We start from the raw sequence: 20,099 nt of genomic DNA on the forward strand, positions 1-20,099 counted from the left end.
CGAGTCCAAAGGAGTTGCTTATGATAGTAAAAATTAGTCCACGTGGTAGTCTAGATCAGCTTTCTCAATTAGAAGTCGAGCGCCTAAAACAAGGCGCAAAAAGTGACCTTTACCAATTATATCGAAATTGCTCACTCGCAGTGTTAGCTTCAGGGCTTATCAGCGACAGTTCTGAAGAACTGTTTACTCGCTATGAATCTTTTAGCCTTAATATTTTACAGCGCGAAAGAGGCATACAAATTGAACTCATCAACCCTCCTCTACAAGCCTTCGTCGACGGTGAAATCATTGTCGGTATTCAAGAACATTTGTTTGCAGTTCTCCGCGATATTATATACATCAGCAACAAGTACGAAAATTTAAAGCATATTGACTTAAGCAATGCTAGCCACATTACCAATGTTGTGTTTGATATTTTACGCAATGCTCAAGCTATCTCGCCAATGAAAGATCCTAATGTAGTCGTTTGTTGGGGAGGACACAGCATCAATGCAGTTGAATACCAATATACCCGTGATGTCGGCTACCAACTAGGGCTTCGTAGATTAGATATTTGCACCGGTTGCGGCCCTGGCGCAATGGAAGGCCCAATGAAAGGCGCAGCAATAGCCCACGCAAAACAACGTGTTCATAATGCCCGTTATATAGGTTTAACCGAACCCAGTATTATTGCAGCAGAACCACCCAACCAAATTGTTAATGAATTAGTTATTTTACCCGATATAGAAAAACGCCTAGAAGCCTTTGTCCGTTTAGGCCATGGTATTGTCATTTTCCCTGGCGGAGCCGGAACGGCTGAAGAATTACTCTACTTTTTAGGTATTTTATTAAATAAAGACAATTGCCATGCATCCTTTCCACTAGTGTTAACTGGACCAGCTGAAAGTGCAGAGTATTTTACCGTTATCGATGAGTTTATCGGGGCGACATTAGGCGCAGAAGCACAGAGTAAGTATCAAATCATTATTGATGATCCAGCCAAAGTGGCGCAAATAATGAAGCAAGGAATGGAAGAGGTAAAAATCTACCGTAAAGAAAAATGCGATGCTTACCAGTATCAATGGTCTCTCAAAATTGAACCCGAATTTCAATTACCCTTTGCGCCGACCCATGAAGTTATGGCAAATTTAAATCTCTATTTTCAAGAAAACAAGGCAGAGCTTGCCGCTAACTTACGTAAAGCGTTTTCAGGTATTGTCGCTGGTAATGTAAAAGGCGACACCATCAAGTTGATTCAAGAGTTTGGTCCCTTTAAGATTGAAGGTGATGCTAAGCTTATGCTCATGATGGATAAGCTATTAAACGCTTTTGTTAAACAACAACGAATGAAACTGCCAGGAAGCGCTTACGTGCCCTGCTACGACATAATAAAAACAAATGAATAAACTACTCATAATTGACGGACTCAACCTCGTACGCCGCATTCATGCGGTGTTACCTGATGAAAACGATATTACTAGCGTTCAAGAACGCGTTTTAGCTGCATCTAAAAAAATGTTGCTGCAACATCAACCAACCCATTGCATGGTCGTTTGGGATGGCAATGAGCCATCCTGGCGCAAAACACTGTACAGCGATTACAAGAAAGGTCGTAAACCCATGCCAACGGCATTAAGTGATGGCCTAGTAAATATCAAAGCCACACTTGCAGAACACGATATCAACTCCTTTGACGCTCAATCTGAAGCCGATGATGTTATCGCCACCATTGCGATGAAAATGATCAGCAATAAGGGAGAAGTGATTATCGTGTCAACCGACAAGGGCTTTAGCCAGTTACCAACTAAAAATCTCACCTTGTGGGATCATTTTAATCAACAGGTTTTTGATGTTGAACAATATGAAAAGAAACTGGGAATAGAGCAATACCAAATGCTCGACTTTATTGCACTAGCAGGTGACAGCGGCAATAAAATACCTGGAATTATGGGGATAGGCCCTAAGTCAGCAGCTGATTTACTCAATAAATTTAGAACGCTGGCTAATTTATATCGCTCTTTAGATAACCTTGGCGCCAAGCAAGCACTTAAATTAGCCGAAGGAAAAGAGATAGCCAGAATTAGTTATAAATTAGCCCAGTTACAATGCGATATTCCACTGAATATTAATTTGAAACAATTTAGGATCAATCCGATAACAAACTAATGTCATAATAAGCTAACTGCCACTCTGGATAAAGGATGGGCTATAGCGTTAAAACGAATGTATTTAGAGTCTGCTATATCACTCTTGCCACGGATGTTACCAAGGGTTTTACTTCATAATAGTAGGTTTATGGTAAGCCGATACAATGCAGATAGCGGAACTAAATACTAGATGATAACCGTTTATTATCCAGAGTTGAGCTTACATACAGTCAACGACATTAATACCATAATGGATTATCCAGATTATGAACAATAAAGTGACATATATCATCGGTGGAATTTTCACTGCCTATTTACTGTTTGTTGCCGTGGTGATTTTTGTTTATGAACCACAGCCAGAAGACAGAGCTTGGGATGATCGCCAGGCGTTCAATTTACAAAAAATGAGCGAAGTCAGCTTTGGTCAAAGCCTTGATGAGATCAGAACATTATTAGGCAGTGCAGATTTTGTCGAAGCCAAAACCGGCATAGATGGACAATATCAAGTGATGTATTACCGTACCCACCATATAAAATCAGACGGTGAAACCACTAAAGAAGAGTGCACGCCATTGTTATTCAGAGATAATCTGCTGATTGCATGGGGACAAGACACTGAAGATCAATATTTTGCTGTGCCAATAACCCATCAAGATCCGCAATAACTCGTTCTATATCTGTGGTATCAATAATAAAAAACGCCCTATCTGTATCAGCATAGGGCGTTTTTTTTGTTCATTTAGATAAACATTGATAGCTGTTTAATCTACTTTTTTATATTCCTGATAAGCTTCACCTTGGCGAAGCCAATTAGGGGCTTGCTCACCTTTCAAGTAATGATCGAAGTACTGCTTCATCTTAATGGTATAATCAAGTTTATTGGGATACTTTTTCAAATGATGTGGCTCATCTTCATATTGTAAAAACACCACATCCTTGCCTGCACGACGCATTGCTAGATACAACTCAATCCCCTGCTCCCAAGGCACTGCATCATCTTTATCACCAAACATAATCATCATGGGTGTCTGGATGCGATCAACATAAAAAATAGGCGAGTTTTCAATGTACCTTTGTGGTGCCTTGAACAGACTCTCACCCATTCGACTTTGACCGGTTTCATATTGAAATTGTCTTGCTAGTCCTGAACCATGGCGAATACCACTGTAAGCACTGGTCATATTCGACACCGGAGCACCAGTAACAACCGCTTTAAAGATATTAGTTTGGGTTACCGCATAAGCACTCTGATAGCCGCCCCAAGAATGCCCTTGAATACCAACAGCATCAGGATCGGCAACTCCCATCGCTATCAATTTTTGGACGCCAGCGGTCAAGGCTTTAACTGAGGAAATCCCCGGATAACCAATTTCAAAACGAATATCAGGTAAGAAAATCGCATATCCATTATCTGCATACCAAGCAAAGTTAGGTCGATGATTGAGTTTCATATCAGGAAACGCATGCAACCTATCACTCATAAAACGATAGAAATACACTAAGGTTGGATACTGTTTACCGGCTTGGTAATTTGTTGGCTTAATGAGGACTCCATCCATGTTAACGCCGTCACCATCTCGCCAATGTACTAGCTCCGCATTTCCCCATTTAAAGGGTTTACGCTGCTTATCCAGTTGGGTCACCTGTTGGGCGTTCTGTGGTGAGGTATTAGCTGCAATATATAAATCAGGATACAAATCATAGCGCTGTTTCGAAAACACCACTGTCGAGGCTTTATTCGCTCTGGCAAGCAACGTTAATTTACTGTTGCTTTCGGTTAAGCGCTTCACACCCGCTATGCCAATTTGAGCGCTAAAAAATCCGTTTGCTTTTGATAGATGACTATAACCTTGTAATAGTACAGTTTCAGCATCACTCACTACCGCGGGTAACAATTCATCCTTCACTAAGCCAACTAGCCTGAATTGAGTTTTCTGCTTTCGCCCCTCGCCATTGGTTAGCATAAACCCTTGGTTAGATGTGGTACTAAACTGCCATACATCATATTTATCATAAACGGTTATCGCACTATCATCGGCTAACCAAGGGCCAAAACCGTAACCGGGTGCAGCACTGGGATAGTCATGGTCTTCATCAGCAAAAGGTGTCGTAATATTAGAAGTCAAATTAACTCGACGTTGAGATGCAATATCTAACAGAAACACGTTACCTTGCTGATAATAAGCCAGAAACTTAGCATTAGGTGACAGTGTAGGCATTGCATCACTGGGTTGCTGAGTTAACACAGGAATTTTATTACCGTTGTTTACATCAACCAAATACACATCACGATAAAAGCCTGCCCAGGTGATCATTTTTTGATATGGCACATCAGAACTGGCCAATAAAAAACGTGCTTGTTCACCGTAAGTGACATCTGGCACCATTTTATCGGCTAACTGGACTAACTTATTTGAATCTAAGTGTAAAACGGCTAAATAAGTGCGTTTTAATTCTTGCTCATATTCTTTGACTTCTTGAGGCTTAATTTTGGCATCATCGCCATGCCAAATACGTAACTGCTTTTTTGCCGTGATAATATTTGGATTAAAGACATCATTGGCATTTTGATAATCAGCTAATTCAGCTTGCTGTTCGACTTTGGGGACTCGACCAACATACAAACGCTGGCCGTCTTTTGAAAACTGTAAGCTTGAGTATTGGTTATATGTCCAACCTTCAGACTGAGCAAATTGCTGTTGTTTATTCTGCTCTACATCAATAAGCAACATATCATGCTCACGGCCATAGCGTGTCATACTCGCGGCACCTTTCGTCACGGCAACATATTGACCATCATCGCTGATCGCTAATGCTTCAATATGTTCATCGCTACTACCATAAAGCTGACGCTGTTTTTGGTCATCCAATGTCACCAATACAACTTGGTGTAGTTGATTTTCACCTTGATTGACGACTGCAACAAAATGCTTCCCAGTTTTATCAAAAGCGAATTGTGTCACATCAGATAGCTGCGAGTGTTGATTGGTAGCCAGATTAATTAACCGAACATCAGCACCTTTATCAGCTTCCTCAATTTCAGCATGAGTATCATCTTCAGATTGAGCAGTATTTTCGGCTACCGTTGATTCAGAGATAATAGATTCAGAGGCAGTGGATTCAGACGCTTTAGACTCCGATTTCTCATCGGTAGATTCAGGCTTGCTAACGTTAAATTTCACCACTAAAAAATGACCATTGTCGCTAAACAAGGCGGAATCTACATTTTCAAATTTCTGCTGTTTGCCATTTTGAGTATTCAGTAAGACCACTTCATGAGGTAAATCGGCTTTCTTCTCGGTTTCTCGTTCAAATAAGCTCGCTTCAATAGTCGCCAACACAAATTTTCCATCAGCACTGACATTAACATCGGTGCCATTAGCAATTTCATACTGTTTATTGTTATCACTAAAACGGATTAATGCACGACTATCGCCTCTATCAGGAGTAGCCTGTACTGCAATCACTTTGCCATCATCAGAAATAACAGGCTGTTGTAGGGTTTCAAAATGCATAATGTCATCAAGGGACAGTGCACGTTGCGGGGCCGCATGGGCACTAAATGACAGGCAGACTGCCAATGGAATTAAATTGAATAATTTCACAGTTTTCCTCTAATGGTAACGTTAATTGATTATTGTTATAGATCACCGCAATAGATCATCGTGTTGGATTATCTCAATATTGACCAGTTAACATTAAGCCAACCAGCAAAAAACACGACATGCGACCAAAGTCGTCTTTATAAAAAATGCTTACAGAATAAGCTAATGCTGCCAATAAAACATTGAACCGCCGATAAATCTTCAGCATTAAGGTACTTTACAAGTAAACGATTTGTAACAAAGGTTCATAGTAAAACAATCAAATTAGAATTGACTTAAAAATAACGGAAATAATGTGATAATACTCACTATTTTCTGTAAATAAACATTAAAAGTCGTTAAAATACGCCGCAGAAAAACGACGCTTTTTATCGTCACCTAGCCGTGTCATATATGCGGTCTATCAATTGCAGTAACCACAACCGTGGAAGGACTATTCATGTCAAAACGTACAATAACCGTGATCCCAGGTGATGGGATTGGCCCAAGCATTATCGATTCAGCATTAAAAATCCTCGATAAAGCAGGATGTAACTTTGAATATGAATTTGCTGATGCAGGGTTAACGGCGTTAGAAAAACACGGTGAATTAGTACCGCAACGTACTTTAGACCTTATCGAGAAAAATCGCATTACGCTTAAAGGACCATTAACCACACCTGTCGGTGAAGGTTTTACCTCTATTAATGTGAGCTTACGTAAAAAGTTCAGTCTTTATGCTAACGTGCGCCCGGTGATTTCATTTAAGGGAACCCAAGCGCGTTATGAAAACATTGATATTATTACCGTCCGTGAAAACACTGAAGGTATGTACTCAGGCTTAGGTCAAAAAATCTCTGACGATGGTCAAACAGCCGAAGCAACCAGTATCATTACTCGTCAAGGTGCAGAGCAAATCACCACGTTCGCATACGAACTTGCACGTAAAGAAAATCGTAAAAAAGTCACTATCGTTCATAAAGCTAACATCATGAAATCAACTTCAGGTTTATTCTTGAAAGTGGCTCGTGAAGTGAGCCTGCGTTACCCAGACATCACCACCGAAGAAATGATTGTTGATGCCACTTGTATGAAACTGGTTATGAACCCAGAAAACTTTGATGTTATCGTTACCACTAACCTATTTGGCGACATATTGTCTGATTTATGTGCCGGTCTTGTAGGCGGTTTAGGCATGGCTCCAGGTGCAAACATCGGTCGCGATGCCGCTATTTTTGAAGCGGTACACGGCAGTGCACCAGATATCGCAGGCAAAAACTTAGCCAATCCAACCTCAGTAATTTTAGCGTCGATTCAAATGCTAGAGTACTTAGGCATGTCTGATAAAGCTGAGATGATCCGTAGCGCAGTATCGGCTGTTATTGAAGAAGGCGACCGTACTACCCGCGATTTAGGCGGTACTCACGGCACTACCGACTTCACTCAAGCGGTACTCGATCGTCTAGGATAATTCCATATGGTTACGTTAATGACTGAGTTATCTGTCATTAACTAAAAAGCCCCTTATGCAATGTTGCATAAGGGGCTTTTTGTTAGCGGCGCAATAGTATTTTTATGCGTAGCTCACACCCTTTTCAGGAAATATCCATAAATGCACGGTCACTTCATCGCGGTCATGATAAAGGTGCTTACACTGCATTTTAAAATCAATTTCATTTTCAGTTAAAATGGCACCAATGGTTTCTAAAATCACGCTAACTTCTTTATAGCGGCTTTTCATTGGTAACTTAAGATTAAAAATAGCTTCTTTAAACCAACCATTAATCGCCCATGCTTCCATTAATTCAGCAACTCGGGCTGGCTTTTCAACCATATCACACACTAACCAATACACATTTTTACGCGGTGGCTCAAAACGAAAACCATCTGCACGGTAATGCTTCACTTGGCCTGTTTCCATCAATTTTGGATCCATTGGACCGTTATCAACAGCAGCAACCATCATCCCACGGCGAACTAATTGGTAAGTCCAACCACCAGGACAAGCGCCTAAATCAACAGCATTTAACCCACTACGACAACGTGTTTCTTGTTCTTCTTTAGTTAAAAAAGCTCCAAAAGCTTCGTCTAGCTTAAGGCTTGAACGACTAGGCGCATCTGCAGCCATTCTTAACCGAGGAATACCCATAAAGTGTGGCGAACTATTGTGGCTTAACGAATAACCCGCATACGCTTTGCCAGGCCCGATAAAACACACATGAATAATTGGACGACGGTCACTCTCAGCGTTAAGCAATGCGCCGCTCTTTTTTAAACCTTTACGTAACGGCACTGTCAATTTGCGACAAAATGCAGATAATTCTTTTGCTTCATTGGTGTCAGGCGTTTCAACGCGTAGCTCACCACATTTTGAGAGCGCGACCAATGAAGCCACAATAGGCCCTACTCGATCTTGTTCAGGCAAATCACTCAACAACTCACCAGCGGCAAACATCTGACGCGCAAAAACTAATGAACTAAGCGCCAATTCCTTAACTAACGTATCGGCACCATTATCGTCAAAACATTGATAGATCACATAGGCATCGTTGATGTTGGTTTTAACAAAACCACCCACATTTAATTCAGTTGCCCGTTGTTGAATTTCTGCCGCACAGTCTTTTTCATAGCCTGAGCGACAAAATAGGAATAGGTTTTTCATTTGGAGCCTTAGCGTAAGGATATTCGCATAATAGCGAGACAATAATCTCGCTATTATACTCAAAAATGCTCAAGGTGGGAGAATTTAGCTAAGGCATTATTCTGCTGATTTTGCATGCCAAATCGCCGCAGCAAATAACAACCACCCCACTAAGAAGCATAACCCGCCCATAGGCGTAATTGGGCCAATCCATTTAGCCCCCGTAAAGGCATAAAGGTATAGCGAACCAGAAAACAATATTATCCCGGCAATAAAGCTATAAGCAGCCCAGTTGATCAACTTAGATGGGATCCAATGAGCAGAAAAAGCCAACGCAATCAATCCGAAGGTATGATAAAACTGATAATCGACCCCGAGTTTAAAAATACTCACTAATTCCGGTGGTGCGATAGTTTTAAGCCCATGAGCAGCAAAAGCACCCAGTGCAACAGCCATAAAACCACTTAATGTGGCAAACAATAATAGACCTTTATTCATTTTACTTAACCTCATACAACATAAATCGACAATGCATCATACTATTGAAGCAAGCTGATTTTCGTGACTTAAACCATCACCGTTAGTATTCATGTAGTGTTAATATTGATGCTGGGGTTGATCAAGCTATCAGCAAAATAGACACCGCATATGCGTAAAACATAGCGTTACAGCATTAACCTAATCGGGTAATAAACTGACTAATATTCTCGATGGCATGATTAAGATTGCCCTCAAGGGTATAACCAGAAGATTTTCGCGGTTGCAAACTATGGTCACCATCACCAATCCAACAGACTTCTGCATGTTCACCCAAAGCCCAATTGGGCACTTGTTGAAGATCGCCAAATTTATCTCGCTCACCTTGAACAATCAACATCGGAATTGAATTGTGCTGAATAGGCGCAAGTCTTGGTTCTCCACCTTTGAGGGGAATAAAAGGGTAGCCTAAACACACAATTGCACTAATTTTATTGGCAACATCTTTAACAAGAGGTTGTTGTAATTGATGGTCTGAGCTGGTCAATATTGCCGACATACGGCCACCCATTGACTTGCCCATTAAGATTATTCGCTGACAATTAATAAGACCCAGCGTCATTTTTTGTTGAATATCTAGCAGCACCTGTTCATAGTGCGCGAGTAATTTAGGTGCTCGATCAGGCAGACGACGTTTACCATCTTGCATATTGGCCTGCATATACAAGAAATTAAATCGGTACACTTGATAGCCTTGAGCGATTAACTTATCGGTCATCGAAGTCATATATTGATGATGCATATTCGCCCCAGCACCATGAGCAAAAACAATCAAAGTGTCACTTTTAGGACCTTGCAAAAGAAAATCATCAGCTAACACTGGCGTATTATCCGGTAAGCAACTCACTACGCGACTCCTCTGCAAACATATCAACCATCCACTCTCTAAAAGCTGAAATTTTACCTATTTCAGAATGATTTTGCTGACACACTAAATAATAAGCATCTTTGCTCACCAGCACCTCAGAAAACGGGCACACTAAGCGCCCAGCTTTGATATCAGGTCTTGCTAGTACGCTATATCCTAATGCCACACCTTGACCATGCGCAGCTGCTTGTAGCACCAATGAAGAATGGCTAAATATAGGCCCTTGATTGACATTGATGTCAGTTACGCCACATTGCCTAAACCATGCCTGCCAATCTTGACGGCTGGAATCATGTAATAGAGTGTGGAGTTTTAAATCACTAGGCTGAATTAATGGCTTAGGACCATTGAGTAATAATGGCGAACATACGGGAATCAGTACTTCATTACGCAGTTTATCAGCACGTAGTCCAGGCCAATTACCTTGACCGTAATAAATAGCCACATCGACATCATCCGTTAACGAACTGGCATCACTGTCTACCGCTTTAATACGCACATCAATATCAGGATTTTTTTCGCTAAATTTAGCTAAACGAGGCACTAACCATTGAATAGCAAAACTCGGAGACATACTCACCGTTAACGATCCCACCGCGCTTCGGGCAAGCAGGCGATTAGTCGCCTCGCCGAGCTCAATAAAAATGTCTTTAATGTCCAGAAAATAGCTTTGGCCTTCTTCTGTTAACAATAATGATCTATTTTTACGCCTAAATAGTTTTAGCCCTAAAAAATCTTCTAATGCTTTAATTTGATGACTCACTGCAGCCTGAGTGACAAACAACTCTTCTGCGGCGCGGGTAAAGCTCAAATGTCGTGCTGCAGCTTCAAATGCTTTAACTGCATTCAAAGGAGGTAATCGTCTAGACATAGTGATCAATCTCTCGTTTTTTAATTAGTTTTTCTAATGATTATCGTTATTTTTTGTCGTTTGTAAAGAACACTGTGTTTGGTTAAATTAGCATCATTGAAAATACAGTTGGACAATCTCTACGATGTTACTGGGATAGTCCGGCAAATGTGACTTATTAGCCTGGAGGCTCACCCCCAATGTTCAACCTAAACACTATTTTTGCAGTCGCGTTAACATCCATAATGGGTTTATCTTCTGCTCAAGCGACTGAACTAGAACCTATCGATATGATCGATTTACATGCTGAATTATCGCAAAGCATTGAAGCGATGCAAATTGATATCAATTATGATGTTAACAGCATTTTAGTTGCTGACAATGATGAACAACAAAAAACTTCAGAAGCGGTTCAAGCTAATTAGAGTCAGTTCATCTTAAGCACGTTACTGAGACAATAAAAAACCGCATTAAATGCGGTTTTTTATTGTCTGTGATTCGTCGCACTCAAAGCGTATTACTGCTCCAGCTCACCGCTTCAACCAACACTAAAGAGGATAAGTCCCCAAATAGCTCCAAGTCACGACACCGCAAAGACGGTGTCGTTTCGAAGACTTAAGGACGATACACTTTAACGTTAGTATAGCCTTGCTCTACAAGGTATAAGGCTTGCAGCTTACTCATCACACCACGGTCACAATACAATAAATACGTTTTAGACTTATCTAAATCGGCAAATTGGGTCGCTAACTTAAAGAATGGAATCGCTTTAACCATTACATTATCAATTAATAATGGGCTACGCTCTTCTTCTTCAGGAGCACGAACATCAATGATTATTTCACCTGAAGCCACGTCTTTAACCGTTTCAGTTTCGGTCACTTGTTGGTTCATTTCAGCTTCAATATCACGAATATCCATTACCACAGCAGATGCTACTACACGGTCGATTAAATCTTCAGAGAATTTCAGCTCTTCTGCTTCAACCTTAGATAATACCGCTTTAACTGTAGGTTTTTGTGAAATCACACCACAATACTCGGGAATAGACTTCGCAAAATCTTCAGTGCCAATAATACGGCTCTGATTAATAATATCTTGTTTATCCATTGCGATAAGCGGGCGTAAAATCAATAAATCGGTACTGCGATCGATAACATTTAGGTTAGTCAGTGTTTGACTAGATACTTGACCTAAGCTCTCACCTGTGACTAACGCTTGAATACCGTATTTGTCAGCAATACGTGTCGCTGCACGCATCATTACACGTTTAAGTACCACACCCATTTGACCGTTATCAATACGCTCTAAAATCTCTTCAACCACGGGCTCGAATGGCACTGACACAAAACGTACTTTGTGAGACTCACCGTACTTTTTCCACAGGTGATACGCGACTTGCTTAACGCCAATTTCGTGCTGAGCGCCACCTAAATTAAAGAAACAGTAATGGGTACGAGCGCCTTTTTTAATAAACTGAAAACTCGACACACCAGAATCGAAACCACCCGAAATAAGTGACAACACATCTTCTTGTGTCGCCATAGGAAAACCGCCCAAACCTTGAATGCGACGTTCAACCATGTAAAGCTTATCTTGATTGATTTCAAGATTAACGGTTACGTCAGGGTCTTTAAGTTTTACCCCTAGCGCCTCAGTGTGTTGATTTAATCCACCACCGACATAACGCTCAACATCAATTGAATTAAAGTCATGATTACCAGAACGTTTTACGCGGACACAAAAAGTTTTACCGGCAATTTCATCACGGTATTTAGGCAAAGCTTGCTGATAAATATGATCGATCGAATCAAAACTGTACTCACTCACTTGCACCACATGAGCAATACCTGGAATACACGCTAGTCGCTCTGCAAAAACGTCACACAATTCAGGTTTATCGCTCGGTACTTGCACGATGATACGATCGTATAACCGTTGTACTTTTGCACCTTCATCCACATTTTTAAGCACATTACGTATATTAGTTTCAAGCATTTTGGTAAAGCGCATTCTTACCGACTTGCTCTTCATCATAATTTCAGGGTACAGCTTTACAATAAACTTCATGGGGCGTCCACAGGTATAACCATCACAATAAAACTACACTCGGTGTTACTCGGTAAAGAGATAGTAATACATTGATAATAAATAAAAAAACAGCAAAGCTCTGTCTACTCGGTTAGCTTAAGCCATCAAGCGCAGAGTAAAGCGTATGCAATAATTTGCGGATTATACCAAAGGATGCCTATTAACCAAACATATTCACTTTGTTTATCTGTTATTCGTCATAGGTCGAGACATAGTTGATAGTGTTCGGCTTGTGAATATCGATAGCTAAAAGCCATTTTATGACTAAAAACCATATTGCTAGAACAAAAAAAACGCAACCTCGTTAATCTACAGAGATTGCGCTTAACATTTGATGGCAAACTATTTAGTCACTATTATTTCATTCGACTCTTTAGCTTTACCTTGCTCGATAGAGATTTCAACACGACGGTTTCGAGCTTGATTTTCATTGGAATCATTGGCGACTAATGGTCGATTAGATGCCTCTCCAACTACTTTCATCCTGGATTCATCAAAACCAGAGACTCTTCTTAACTCATGAGCTACAGCAACAGCTCGTTGACTTGAAAGTTCCCAGTTTGAGCTGTAAAGCTCATTATTGATATCTGCACCATCAGTGTGACCTGACACAGTAATAATGCCGGGAACATCTTTTAATAACTCACCAATAGAGCGCACAATCGGTTTGAACTTAGGTTGTAAAAAACCTGAGCCAGAAGCAAAAGAGCCTTTCTCACGGATACGAATAATAATTTGTTGGCCTAAAGATTCAATTTCAATGGCACCATCAACAATTTCTTCATTGAGTTTTTCAGCCATTTTTTTAACTTGATCATTAATGTTTTCTTGCGAAGAGGCTGCGTCTTTTTTAACAGCTTCAGCTTCTTGTTGCGCTGTTGCGGCTGCATTGCCACCACGTTGCTCACCGCTTTGCTTTTGAGTACCACCAGCACTGTCTTCTTCACCCGCCTGATATTCTATCGTCGGCTGAGTCATTTCATTGGTTTGTTGATTAATGATCTCAATAGGCGTGGGATCGGGGCGACCAGGGCGGAATTCAAGCGCAATAACAGACGTCCCCTTAGGAATGTCTTTCACTTCAACTTTATTTTGCACCCCGAATGCATACTTCATAGAGCCAGCAATTTGTTTAAACTTCATCACGTCCATTTCAGAGAACGCTAGCAACAACACGAAGAAACACATCAGCAACGACATTAAGTCTGCAAATGTGGCCAGCCACATAGGGGCGCCAGCGGGTGGACAATCACACTTGGCCTTAGCCATGAGTTACTCTCCGTCCGTTGTATCAATTTTTCGCAGACTTTCAGCCAAATAATTCTTCAAAAATCCTTCAATAACTCGTGGGTTCTGCCCATCTTGAATCGCTAAAACCGCATCCATAATTAAATTACGATTAAGCAATTCTTCGTTCATTCGTAATGATAATTTATCCGCCATCGGGATGGCGATCATGTTGGCAATCACCGCACCATAGAGAGTCGTTAACAATGCTACTGCCATTGAAGGGCCAATGGATTTGGGGTCGTCCATGTTAGATAGCATCGCCACTAAACCAACCAAAGTACCAATCATGCCCATTGCAGGTGCCACATCGCCCATGGCTTTAAAAATACCCACCCCGGTTTTGTGACGCTCTTCAGTTAATGCAATGTCTTTTTCTAATGCGTTGCGCACCACATCACCGTCATGGCCATCAACTAACATATCAACGGCTTTTTGCATAAAGGTGTTGGTAATAACCGCTTCTTCTAATGCTAAAAAACCGCCTTTACGGGCAGCATCAGCCATGGTGACAGCTTGTTCTATCAAGTCTTCAGGTTTATCTAATTTAAACATGAAGGCTTTCATACCAATCTTTATTGCACCTAAAAATTGCTTTAGGTTAAATTTCATCATCACCACAAATAAAGAGCCTGCCACAACAATCAAAATTGACGGTACATCGATAAATAATCCGATACCACCACTGGTGATCATTGCACCAATAATAAATGCAAAAGCACCGATAATACCTATTAGGGTAGCTAAATCCACAACCTCTCCTCAATCGCAGTCATTACGCTGCTTATTTGTGCTACTTCCACCGTGCTGTTAGCGCACGTTATACGACCCGAATAATCCGTCAGCATTTTGTGTTGATAACAATGCCCATCGTTATGTATTACAGCAAAAGTTTCAATACTATTTTTCGCTAGTAATGTTAAATCATGACTTGTTATCGGACAAACTTGGCTCAAGTTTAGCTTGTTTTTGTACATTCTAAACAAAATTCAATAACAAAGCGTGCTGTTGAGCAAATAACCAGCGACTGTATTTGACCGATACGCTGGGCTGATATACCTTGTCACACGCTGAATGAAAGGAATATAACTCGTGGCTAAAAAACCTGAAAATCTCAGTTTTGAACAATCATTAACTGAACTTGAAACCATTGTTGCTCATTTGGAGCAAGGTGAAGTGTCGCTGGATGATGCACTTAAACAGTTTGAGCGCGGCATTAAGTTAGTTCGTCAAAGCCAAGCCAAACTTGAGCAAGCACAGCAAAAAGTCTCTATCTTATTAAATGAAGATGATGCCGAATTAGCGTCGTTCACTGTTGAAAGTGAATAATCGTCAACATAGTGTGTATTGAATAATAGGTATTGATACGTGTTAGCTGAAGCAATAACAACATACCAAAATCGCGTTAATGGAATTCTTAACCAACATTTAACGCTGCTCGATGACGCTGCACCAGATTTAAAAGCAGCGATGCTGCATGGCGCGCTATTGGGCGGGAAACGCATAAGACCATTTTTGGTCTACAGTGTAGGTGACATGTTAGGTGTTAACATTAATGCACTTGATAAAGCCGCTGCTGCCATTGAGTGTATTCATGCCTATTCGTTAATACACGATGACTTACCGGCAATGGATAACGATGCTCTTCGTCGTGGCCAACCTACTGTGCATATTGCATTTGACGAAGCCACCGCTATTTTAGCCGGTGATGCATTGCAAACATTGGCTTTTGAAATTATCACAGCCCCTTGTAATGATTTACATCCGAAGCAACAACTGGCGATGGTCAGAGTACTCGCGAAAGCATCAGGCTATCAGGGTATGTGCGGTGGGCAAGCGATTGATTTGAGTGCTACAGATCACAGTATAAATTTAGACCGATTAACCGAATTACATAATAAAAAAACCGGAGCGTTAATCAGTTGTGCGGTTGAGCTTGCCTTAATTGCTGCTGACGTACCCGATGAGCATTACAAATTAATGATGAAATATGCCCATACGCTTGGGCTAGCTTTTCAAGTGCAAGATGATATTTTAGATATTACCGCTAGCACCGAAGAGCTAGGCAAACCACAAGGCAGCGATCAGCAATCGAATAAAAGCACTTTCCCGAAACTATTAGGTCTCGATGGTGCCAAAGCCTGTGCAGAACAACTAATACAAGATGCACTATCAGCGCTGACTAAATTACCATACAATAGCCAGTTAATTGCAGACTTCGCCCACTACATTATTGAGCGAAGATTATAATAAAGAGTCAGACAATCTCGCTATGAGCTTCGATATTTCTAAATTTCCAGTACTAGCGAAAGCTAATACACCAGAAGAATTAAGGAAGTTACCTCAAGGTTTACTTCCACAAGTGTCTGATGAACTCAGACAGTTCTTACTTCAGTCTGTTGCTATTTCTAGCGGACATTTTGCTTCTGGCCTAGGCACAGTTGAATTAACTGTGGCACTTCATTATGTCTACAATACCCCTTTTGATCAGTTAGTTTGGGATGTAGGGCATCAAGCTTATCCACATAAAATTCTGACCAATCGTCGTGAACAGATGCACACCATTCGACAAAAGAATGGCTTACATCCTTTCCCATGGCGTGAAGAAAGCCCATACGATACCTTTAGTGTGGGTCACTCTGGCACCTCTGTTAGTGCCGCATTAGGCATGGCGATTGCAGCAGGAAAAGAAGGTGCGGGTCGAAAAGTGGTTGCTGTAATTGGTGATGGTGCCATGACGGGGGGAATGGTATTTGAAGCCCTTAATCATGCTGGCGACTTGCACAATGACATGCTCGTGGTACTGAATGACAATGAAATGTCGATTTCTGAAAATGTTGGCGCGCTTAATAATCATTTAGCACAATTGATGTCAGGCCGTTTTTACACCACCATTCGAGAAAACAGTAAAAAAGTTCTTAAAGGGATGCCAGTCATTAAAGAAATGGCTAAGCGTACCGAAGAACACCTTAAAGGCATGGTTGTGCCTGCAACGCTATTTGAAGAGCTAGGGTTTAATTATATTGGCCCAATTGATGGCCACGATGTTGATTCGCTCGTTGAAACAATGCGTAATATGCGCAACCTCAAAGGCCCACAGATACTGCATATCATGACCAAAAAAGGTCGTGGTTACGAACCTGCTGAAAAAGATCCTATCGGTTGGCACGCGGTGCCTAAGTTTGATCCCAGCCAGTTTAAGAAACCGACAACTAAACCAGGTTTGCCTACGTTTTCACAAGTATTTGGTAAATGGTTATGCGACATGGCCGCAACAGACGACAAGTTAGTCGCTATTACGCCCGCTATGCGTGAAGGCTCAGGTATGGTTGAATTTTCACAACGATTCCCAAGCCAATATTTTGATGCTGCCATTGCCGAACAGCATGCAGTCACATTAGCAGCAGGTTTTGCCTGTGCAGGACTAAAGCCTGTAGTCGCTATTTATTCGACTTTTTTACAGCGCGGATACGATCAACTTATCCACGATGTGGCTTTACAACGTTTACCAGTATTATTCGCCATTGACCGTGGTGGCATTGTTGGTGCAGATGGCCCAACTCATCAAGGTGCATTCGATTTAAGCTTTATGCGCTGTATTCCGAATATGATTATTATGGCGCCATCAGATGAAAATGAATGTCGCCAAATGCTCTATACCGGTTATTGCTATCAAGATGGGCCGACTGCAGTACGTTACCCTCGTGGTTTTGCTACAGGGGCGGAACAAATTGACACCATGACGATGATACCCATTGGTAAAGGGGTGTTAACCCGTCAAGGTCAAAAAATTGCTATTGTTAACTTTGGTACCACACTAGAGGCTGCTACCGATGCAGCTGAAAAACTGGATGCAACCATTGCCGATATGCGCTTTGTTAAGCCACTAGATTTAGGCTTGCTTGAACAACTTGCCAATAGCCATGATGTCATCGTTACCGTTGAAGAAAACGCGATTATGGGCGGTGCAGGCTCAGGAGTGATTGAAGCATTACACAAAATGCGGATTGTGAAACCTGTGTTACAGATTGGTTTACCTGATGAGTTTATTAAACACGGTGCACCTGATGAAATCACCGCAGAGTTGCAACTTGATGCCCAAGGTATTTTAGCGCAAATCCAAGCCTTTATGGCTTAATATTTCGCTATTCTTACTGGCAGATAATCAAAAAAGGACTGAAAATTCAGTCCTTTTTTGTTGCTAACGTTCTAGTTATCATAGTGCCGGTAACTAGATGAATAGCACTAAGTCGAATAGCACTACAATGCTATTGACTACAACGCTAGAGTCAACAAGCGAGTATTGAGATTAACGTTATCGTTAAGCTTCAACATCCACACTGCCACCGCCTTGAGATACCATCACCATCGCTGGACGCAGTAAGCGGTCATTCAATAAATAACCTTTCTGCATTACCATCATCACAGTGTTCGCAGGATACTCAGCACTTGGCTGCATGCCAATAGCTTGATGATGTTCAGGGTTAAATGCTTGGCCTTGTGGATTAACTTGAGTCACACCAAACTTCTCAACCGAAGTTAAAAAGCCTTTCATGGTCAGTTCGACACCCTCATAAATCGCTTTAGTCGCTTCATCTTCAGGGTTAGTACCCTGTAAGGCGCGTTCCATATTATCGATTACAGGTAATAGTTCGTTAGCAAACTTTTCCAAGGCAAACTTACGTGCTTGCTCGACATCTTTTGCCGCGCGAGTACGAATGTTCTGTGTTTCTGCCGCTGCGCGCATTTCAACATCTTTACGCTCAGCTAACGCAGTTTCAGACTCAGCCAATAGTTGCTCTAGTTCTTCAATTCGAAAATTTGCTTGGGTTAATTCATCCATCAAACTTGCCTCATCAACTACGATTTCAGGAGTTACCGCTTCTTCCACTTGATCTTGCGATGTGTTGTTCGATTCGTTGCTCATTTTCACTCCAGCTAAAAAATGCGTTATTTCGTATTCTACGACAATAAATAAAGTGGCCATTTACTGATAATTTAACAGCAAATCTCACACTTTTAATAAGTTTGAGTATATTATGGGGATCAATTCTTATGTTTCAAGGCCTAAAGGCATAACAAACTCGAATATGACTAAAATGTTCCAGACTATCGGTCTCATCGGTAAACCACATCATCAAGGGACTAACCTCACGTTAACTCGTTTGCATCATTGGTTAAGCATGCAGGGCTTTAAGGTGATCGTTGAAGGACGTGTCTCTGCAGAGCTAGGAGCAGATGTGTGCTCAATGGACCTACTTGAAATGGGTGAGCATTGTGACTTAGCCATCGTAGTGGGTGGTGATGGCAATATGCTAGGTGCAGCCCGAGTATTGGCTCGTTTCAATGTTGCAGTGATTGGTGTAAACCGGGGTAACTTAGGCTTTTTAACCGATTTACCTCCCGATAACTTCGAAGAGGCCTTGTCTAAAGTTCTCAGCGGTGAATTTGAAACTGAGCATCGTTTTTTATTGGAGGCTGAAGTTCACCGCCACGGTAAAATTACTGCCAGTAATACCGCCGTAAATGAAGCAGTACTTCACCCTGGAAAAATTGCTCATATGATCCAGTTTGAGGTTTATATAGACGAACAGTTTATGTATAGCCAACGCGCTGATGGCATGATCGTGTCCACGCCGACAGGTTCAACAGCTTATTCTTTGTCCGCTGGCGGTTCAATATTAACCCCTAATCTGCAAGCACTTATTTTAGTACCCATGTTTCCTCATACCTTGTCTTGCAGACCCATTGTAGTCGATGCCTGTAGCACCATTAAATTAGTGGTATCACCTGAAAATGGCGAAAACCTTGAAGTCAGCTGTGATGGTCATGTCCATTTAGCCGTATTACCCGGTGATGAAATTTTTATTCGCCGTTCAAATGAACGCCTAAGACTCATCCATCCAAAAGGTCATAATTATTTTCACGTATTACGTAACAAATTAGGTTGGGGAAGTAAACTTTTCTAACAGTTTGAGCTCGGTCACAACCCTATCACTTTTCTAGTGAGCCCCTTCACATTACCAAATGCTAATTAATTATATTGTAAGCCAATCGATAACTCGCTTGGTTTTACTTTATATGAACTGCCACATCCCTAAAAAACGTGACTTCA

The 20,099-nt window shown here is 41.3% G+C and carries 18 protein-coding genes; 9 read left to right on the plus strand and 9 right to left on the minus strand.

The window, feature by feature from the left end; genetic code table 11:
- The first annotated feature begins 20 nt into the window (after nucleotides 1-20).
- The 3 genes from ppnN to EGC86_RS00335 all read left to right on the plus strand — a co-directional run bounded on the left by ppnN (nucleotide 21) and on the right by EGC86_RS00335 (nucleotide 2,791).
- Nucleotides 21-1,385, plus strand: a complete 1,365-nt coding sequence (gene ppnN, locus EGC86_RS00325) for a nucleotide 5'-monophosphate nucleosidase PpnN (protein ID WP_011638224.1) — start codon at nucleotides 21-23, stop codon at nucleotides 1,383-1,385.
- On the plus strand, nucleotides 1,378-2,145 hold the full coding sequence (gene xni / locus EGC86_RS00330) for a flap endonuclease Xni (protein WP_123776277.1): 768 nt from the start codon (nucleotides 1,378-1,380) through the stop codon (nucleotides 2,143-2,145). The genes ppnN and xni overlap by 8 nt, the downstream gene beginning before the upstream one ends.
- A gap of 247 nt (nucleotides 2,146-2,392) precedes the next feature.
- Complete coding sequence (locus EGC86_RS00335) at nucleotides 2,393-2,791, plus strand: DUF3192 domain-containing protein (RefSeq protein WP_011638226.1); 399 nt, start codon at nucleotides 2,393-2,395, stop codon at nucleotides 2,789-2,791.
- A gap of 96 nt (nucleotides 2,792-2,887) precedes the next feature.
- On the opposite strand, the gene EGC86_RS00340 is transcribed toward EGC86_RS00335, so the two are convergent.
- Nucleotides 2,888-5,731, minus strand: a complete 2,844-nt coding sequence (locus tag EGC86_RS00340) for a S9 family peptidase (protein WP_123776278.1) — start codon at nucleotides 5,729-5,731, stop codon at nucleotides 2,888-2,890.
- Nucleotides 5,732-6,170: 439 nt separating this feature from the next.
- Here EGC86_RS00340 and EGC86_RS00345 point away from each other — a divergent pair, with 439 nt between their 5' ends.
- On the plus strand, nucleotides 6,171-7,181 hold the full coding sequence (locus tag EGC86_RS00345; protein ID WP_011638228.1) for an isocitrate dehydrogenase: 1,011 nt from the start codon (nucleotides 6,171-6,173) through the stop codon (nucleotides 7,179-7,181).
- 102 nt (nucleotides 7,182-7,283) lie between these two features.
- Here EGC86_RS00345 and rlmM read toward each other — a convergent pair whose 3' ends face one another.
- From rlmM to EGC86_RS00365, 4 genes are all read right to left on the minus strand, one after another.
- The gene (rlmM, locus tag EGC86_RS00350; protein ID WP_123776279.1) at nucleotides 7,284-8,372 is read right to left on the minus strand and encodes a 23S rRNA (cytidine(2498)-2'-O)-methyltransferase RlmM; all 1,089 of its coding nucleotides are present in this window, start codon (nucleotides 8,370-8,372) and stop codon (nucleotides 7,284-7,286) included.
- A gap of 96 nt (nucleotides 8,373-8,468) precedes the next feature.
- Entirely contained in the window at nucleotides 8,469-8,849 is a 381-nt protein-coding gene (locus EGC86_RS00355) for a DUF423 domain-containing protein (RefSeq protein ID WP_011638230.1), read from the minus strand.
- Nucleotides 8,850-9,024: 175 nt separating this feature from the next.
- Complete coding sequence (locus EGC86_RS00360; RefSeq protein ID WP_123776280.1) at nucleotides 9,025-9,735, minus strand: alpha/beta family hydrolase; 711 nt, start codon at nucleotides 9,733-9,735, stop codon at nucleotides 9,025-9,027.
- Entirely contained in the window at nucleotides 9,716-10,627 is a 912-nt protein-coding gene (locus EGC86_RS00365; protein ID WP_011638232.1) for a transcriptional regulator GcvA, read from the minus strand. The genes EGC86_RS00360 and EGC86_RS00365 overlap by 20 nt, the downstream gene beginning before the upstream one ends.
- A gap of 179 nt (nucleotides 10,628-10,806) precedes the next feature.
- On the opposite strand from EGC86_RS00365, the gene EGC86_RS00370 reads away from it, so the two are divergent.
- The gene (locus EGC86_RS00370) at nucleotides 10,807-11,031 is read left to right on the plus strand and encodes a hypothetical protein (protein WP_011638233.1); all 225 of its coding nucleotides are present in this window, start codon (nucleotides 10,807-10,809) and stop codon (nucleotides 11,029-11,031) included.
- A gap of 190 nt (nucleotides 11,032-11,221) precedes the next feature.
- Here EGC86_RS00370 and thiI read toward each other — a convergent pair whose 3' ends face one another.
- The 3 genes from thiI to pomA form a co-directional block, all read right to left on the minus strand.
- Complete coding sequence (gene thiI / locus EGC86_RS00375; RefSeq protein ID WP_059744317.1) at nucleotides 11,222-12,676, minus strand: tRNA uracil 4-sulfurtransferase ThiI; 1,455 nt, start codon at nucleotides 12,674-12,676, stop codon at nucleotides 11,222-11,224.
- A gap of 363 nt (nucleotides 12,677-13,039) precedes the next feature.
- Nucleotides 13,040-13,966, minus strand: coding sequence for a flagellar motor protein MotB (locus tag EGC86_RS00380; protein ID WP_011638235.1), 927 nt, complete (start codon nucleotides 13,964-13,966; stop codon nucleotides 13,040-13,042).
- 3 nt (nucleotides 13,967-13,969) lie between these two features.
- Complete coding sequence (gene pomA / locus EGC86_RS00385; protein WP_011638236.1) at nucleotides 13,970-14,737, minus strand: flagellar motor protein PomA; 768 nt, start codon at nucleotides 14,735-14,737, stop codon at nucleotides 13,970-13,972.
- A 339-nt stretch (nucleotides 14,738-15,076) separates the two neighbouring features.
- On the opposite strand from pomA, the gene xseB reads away from it, so the two are divergent.
- Genes xseB through dxs form a run of 3 tightly spaced genes read left to right on the plus strand, consistent with a single transcriptional unit; the run spans nucleotide 15,077 to nucleotide 18,122 of the window.
- A complete protein-coding gene (gene xseB, locus EGC86_RS00390) occupies nucleotides 15,077-15,313 on the plus strand; it encodes an exodeoxyribonuclease VII small subunit (RefSeq protein ID WP_011638237.1) in 237 nt (78 codons plus the stop codon).
- Nucleotides 15,314-15,352: 39 nt separating this feature from the next.
- Nucleotides 15,353-16,234: a (2E,6E)-farnesyl diphosphate synthase gene (ispA, locus tag EGC86_RS00395; RefSeq protein ID WP_011638238.1), complete on the plus strand. Its 882-nt coding sequence runs from the start codon at nucleotides 15,353-15,355 to the stop codon at nucleotides 16,232-16,234.
- 22 nt (nucleotides 16,235-16,256) lie between these two features.
- Nucleotides 16,257-18,122 carry a 1-deoxy-D-xylulose-5-phosphate synthase gene (gene dxs / locus EGC86_RS00400; RefSeq protein ID WP_123776281.1) on the plus strand — a complete coding sequence of 622 codons (1,866 nt, stop codon included), beginning with the start codon at nucleotides 16,257-16,259 and terminating at the stop codon, nucleotides 18,120-18,122.
- Between the two features lie 183 nt (nucleotides 18,123-18,305).
- Here the strand turns inward: dxs and grpE are convergent, their stop codons facing one another.
- Nucleotides 18,306-18,911, minus strand: coding sequence for a nucleotide exchange factor GrpE (gene grpE, locus EGC86_RS00405; RefSeq protein WP_011638240.1), 606 nt, complete (start codon nucleotides 18,909-18,911; stop codon nucleotides 18,306-18,308).
- A gap of 163 nt (nucleotides 18,912-19,074) precedes the next feature.
- On the opposite strand from grpE, the gene nadK reads away from it, so the two are divergent.
- Nucleotides 19,075-19,953: an NAD(+) kinase gene (nadK, locus tag EGC86_RS00410; protein WP_041413134.1), complete on the plus strand. Its 879-nt coding sequence runs from the start codon at nucleotides 19,075-19,077 to the stop codon at nucleotides 19,951-19,953.
- The last annotated feature ends 146 nt before the right edge of the window (nucleotides 19,954-20,099 follow it).

Source organism: Shewanella frigidimarina (assembly GCF_003797125.1).
Taxonomy (GTDB): Bacteria; Pseudomonadota; Gammaproteobacteria; order Enterobacterales; family Shewanellaceae; genus Shewanella; species Shewanella frigidimarina.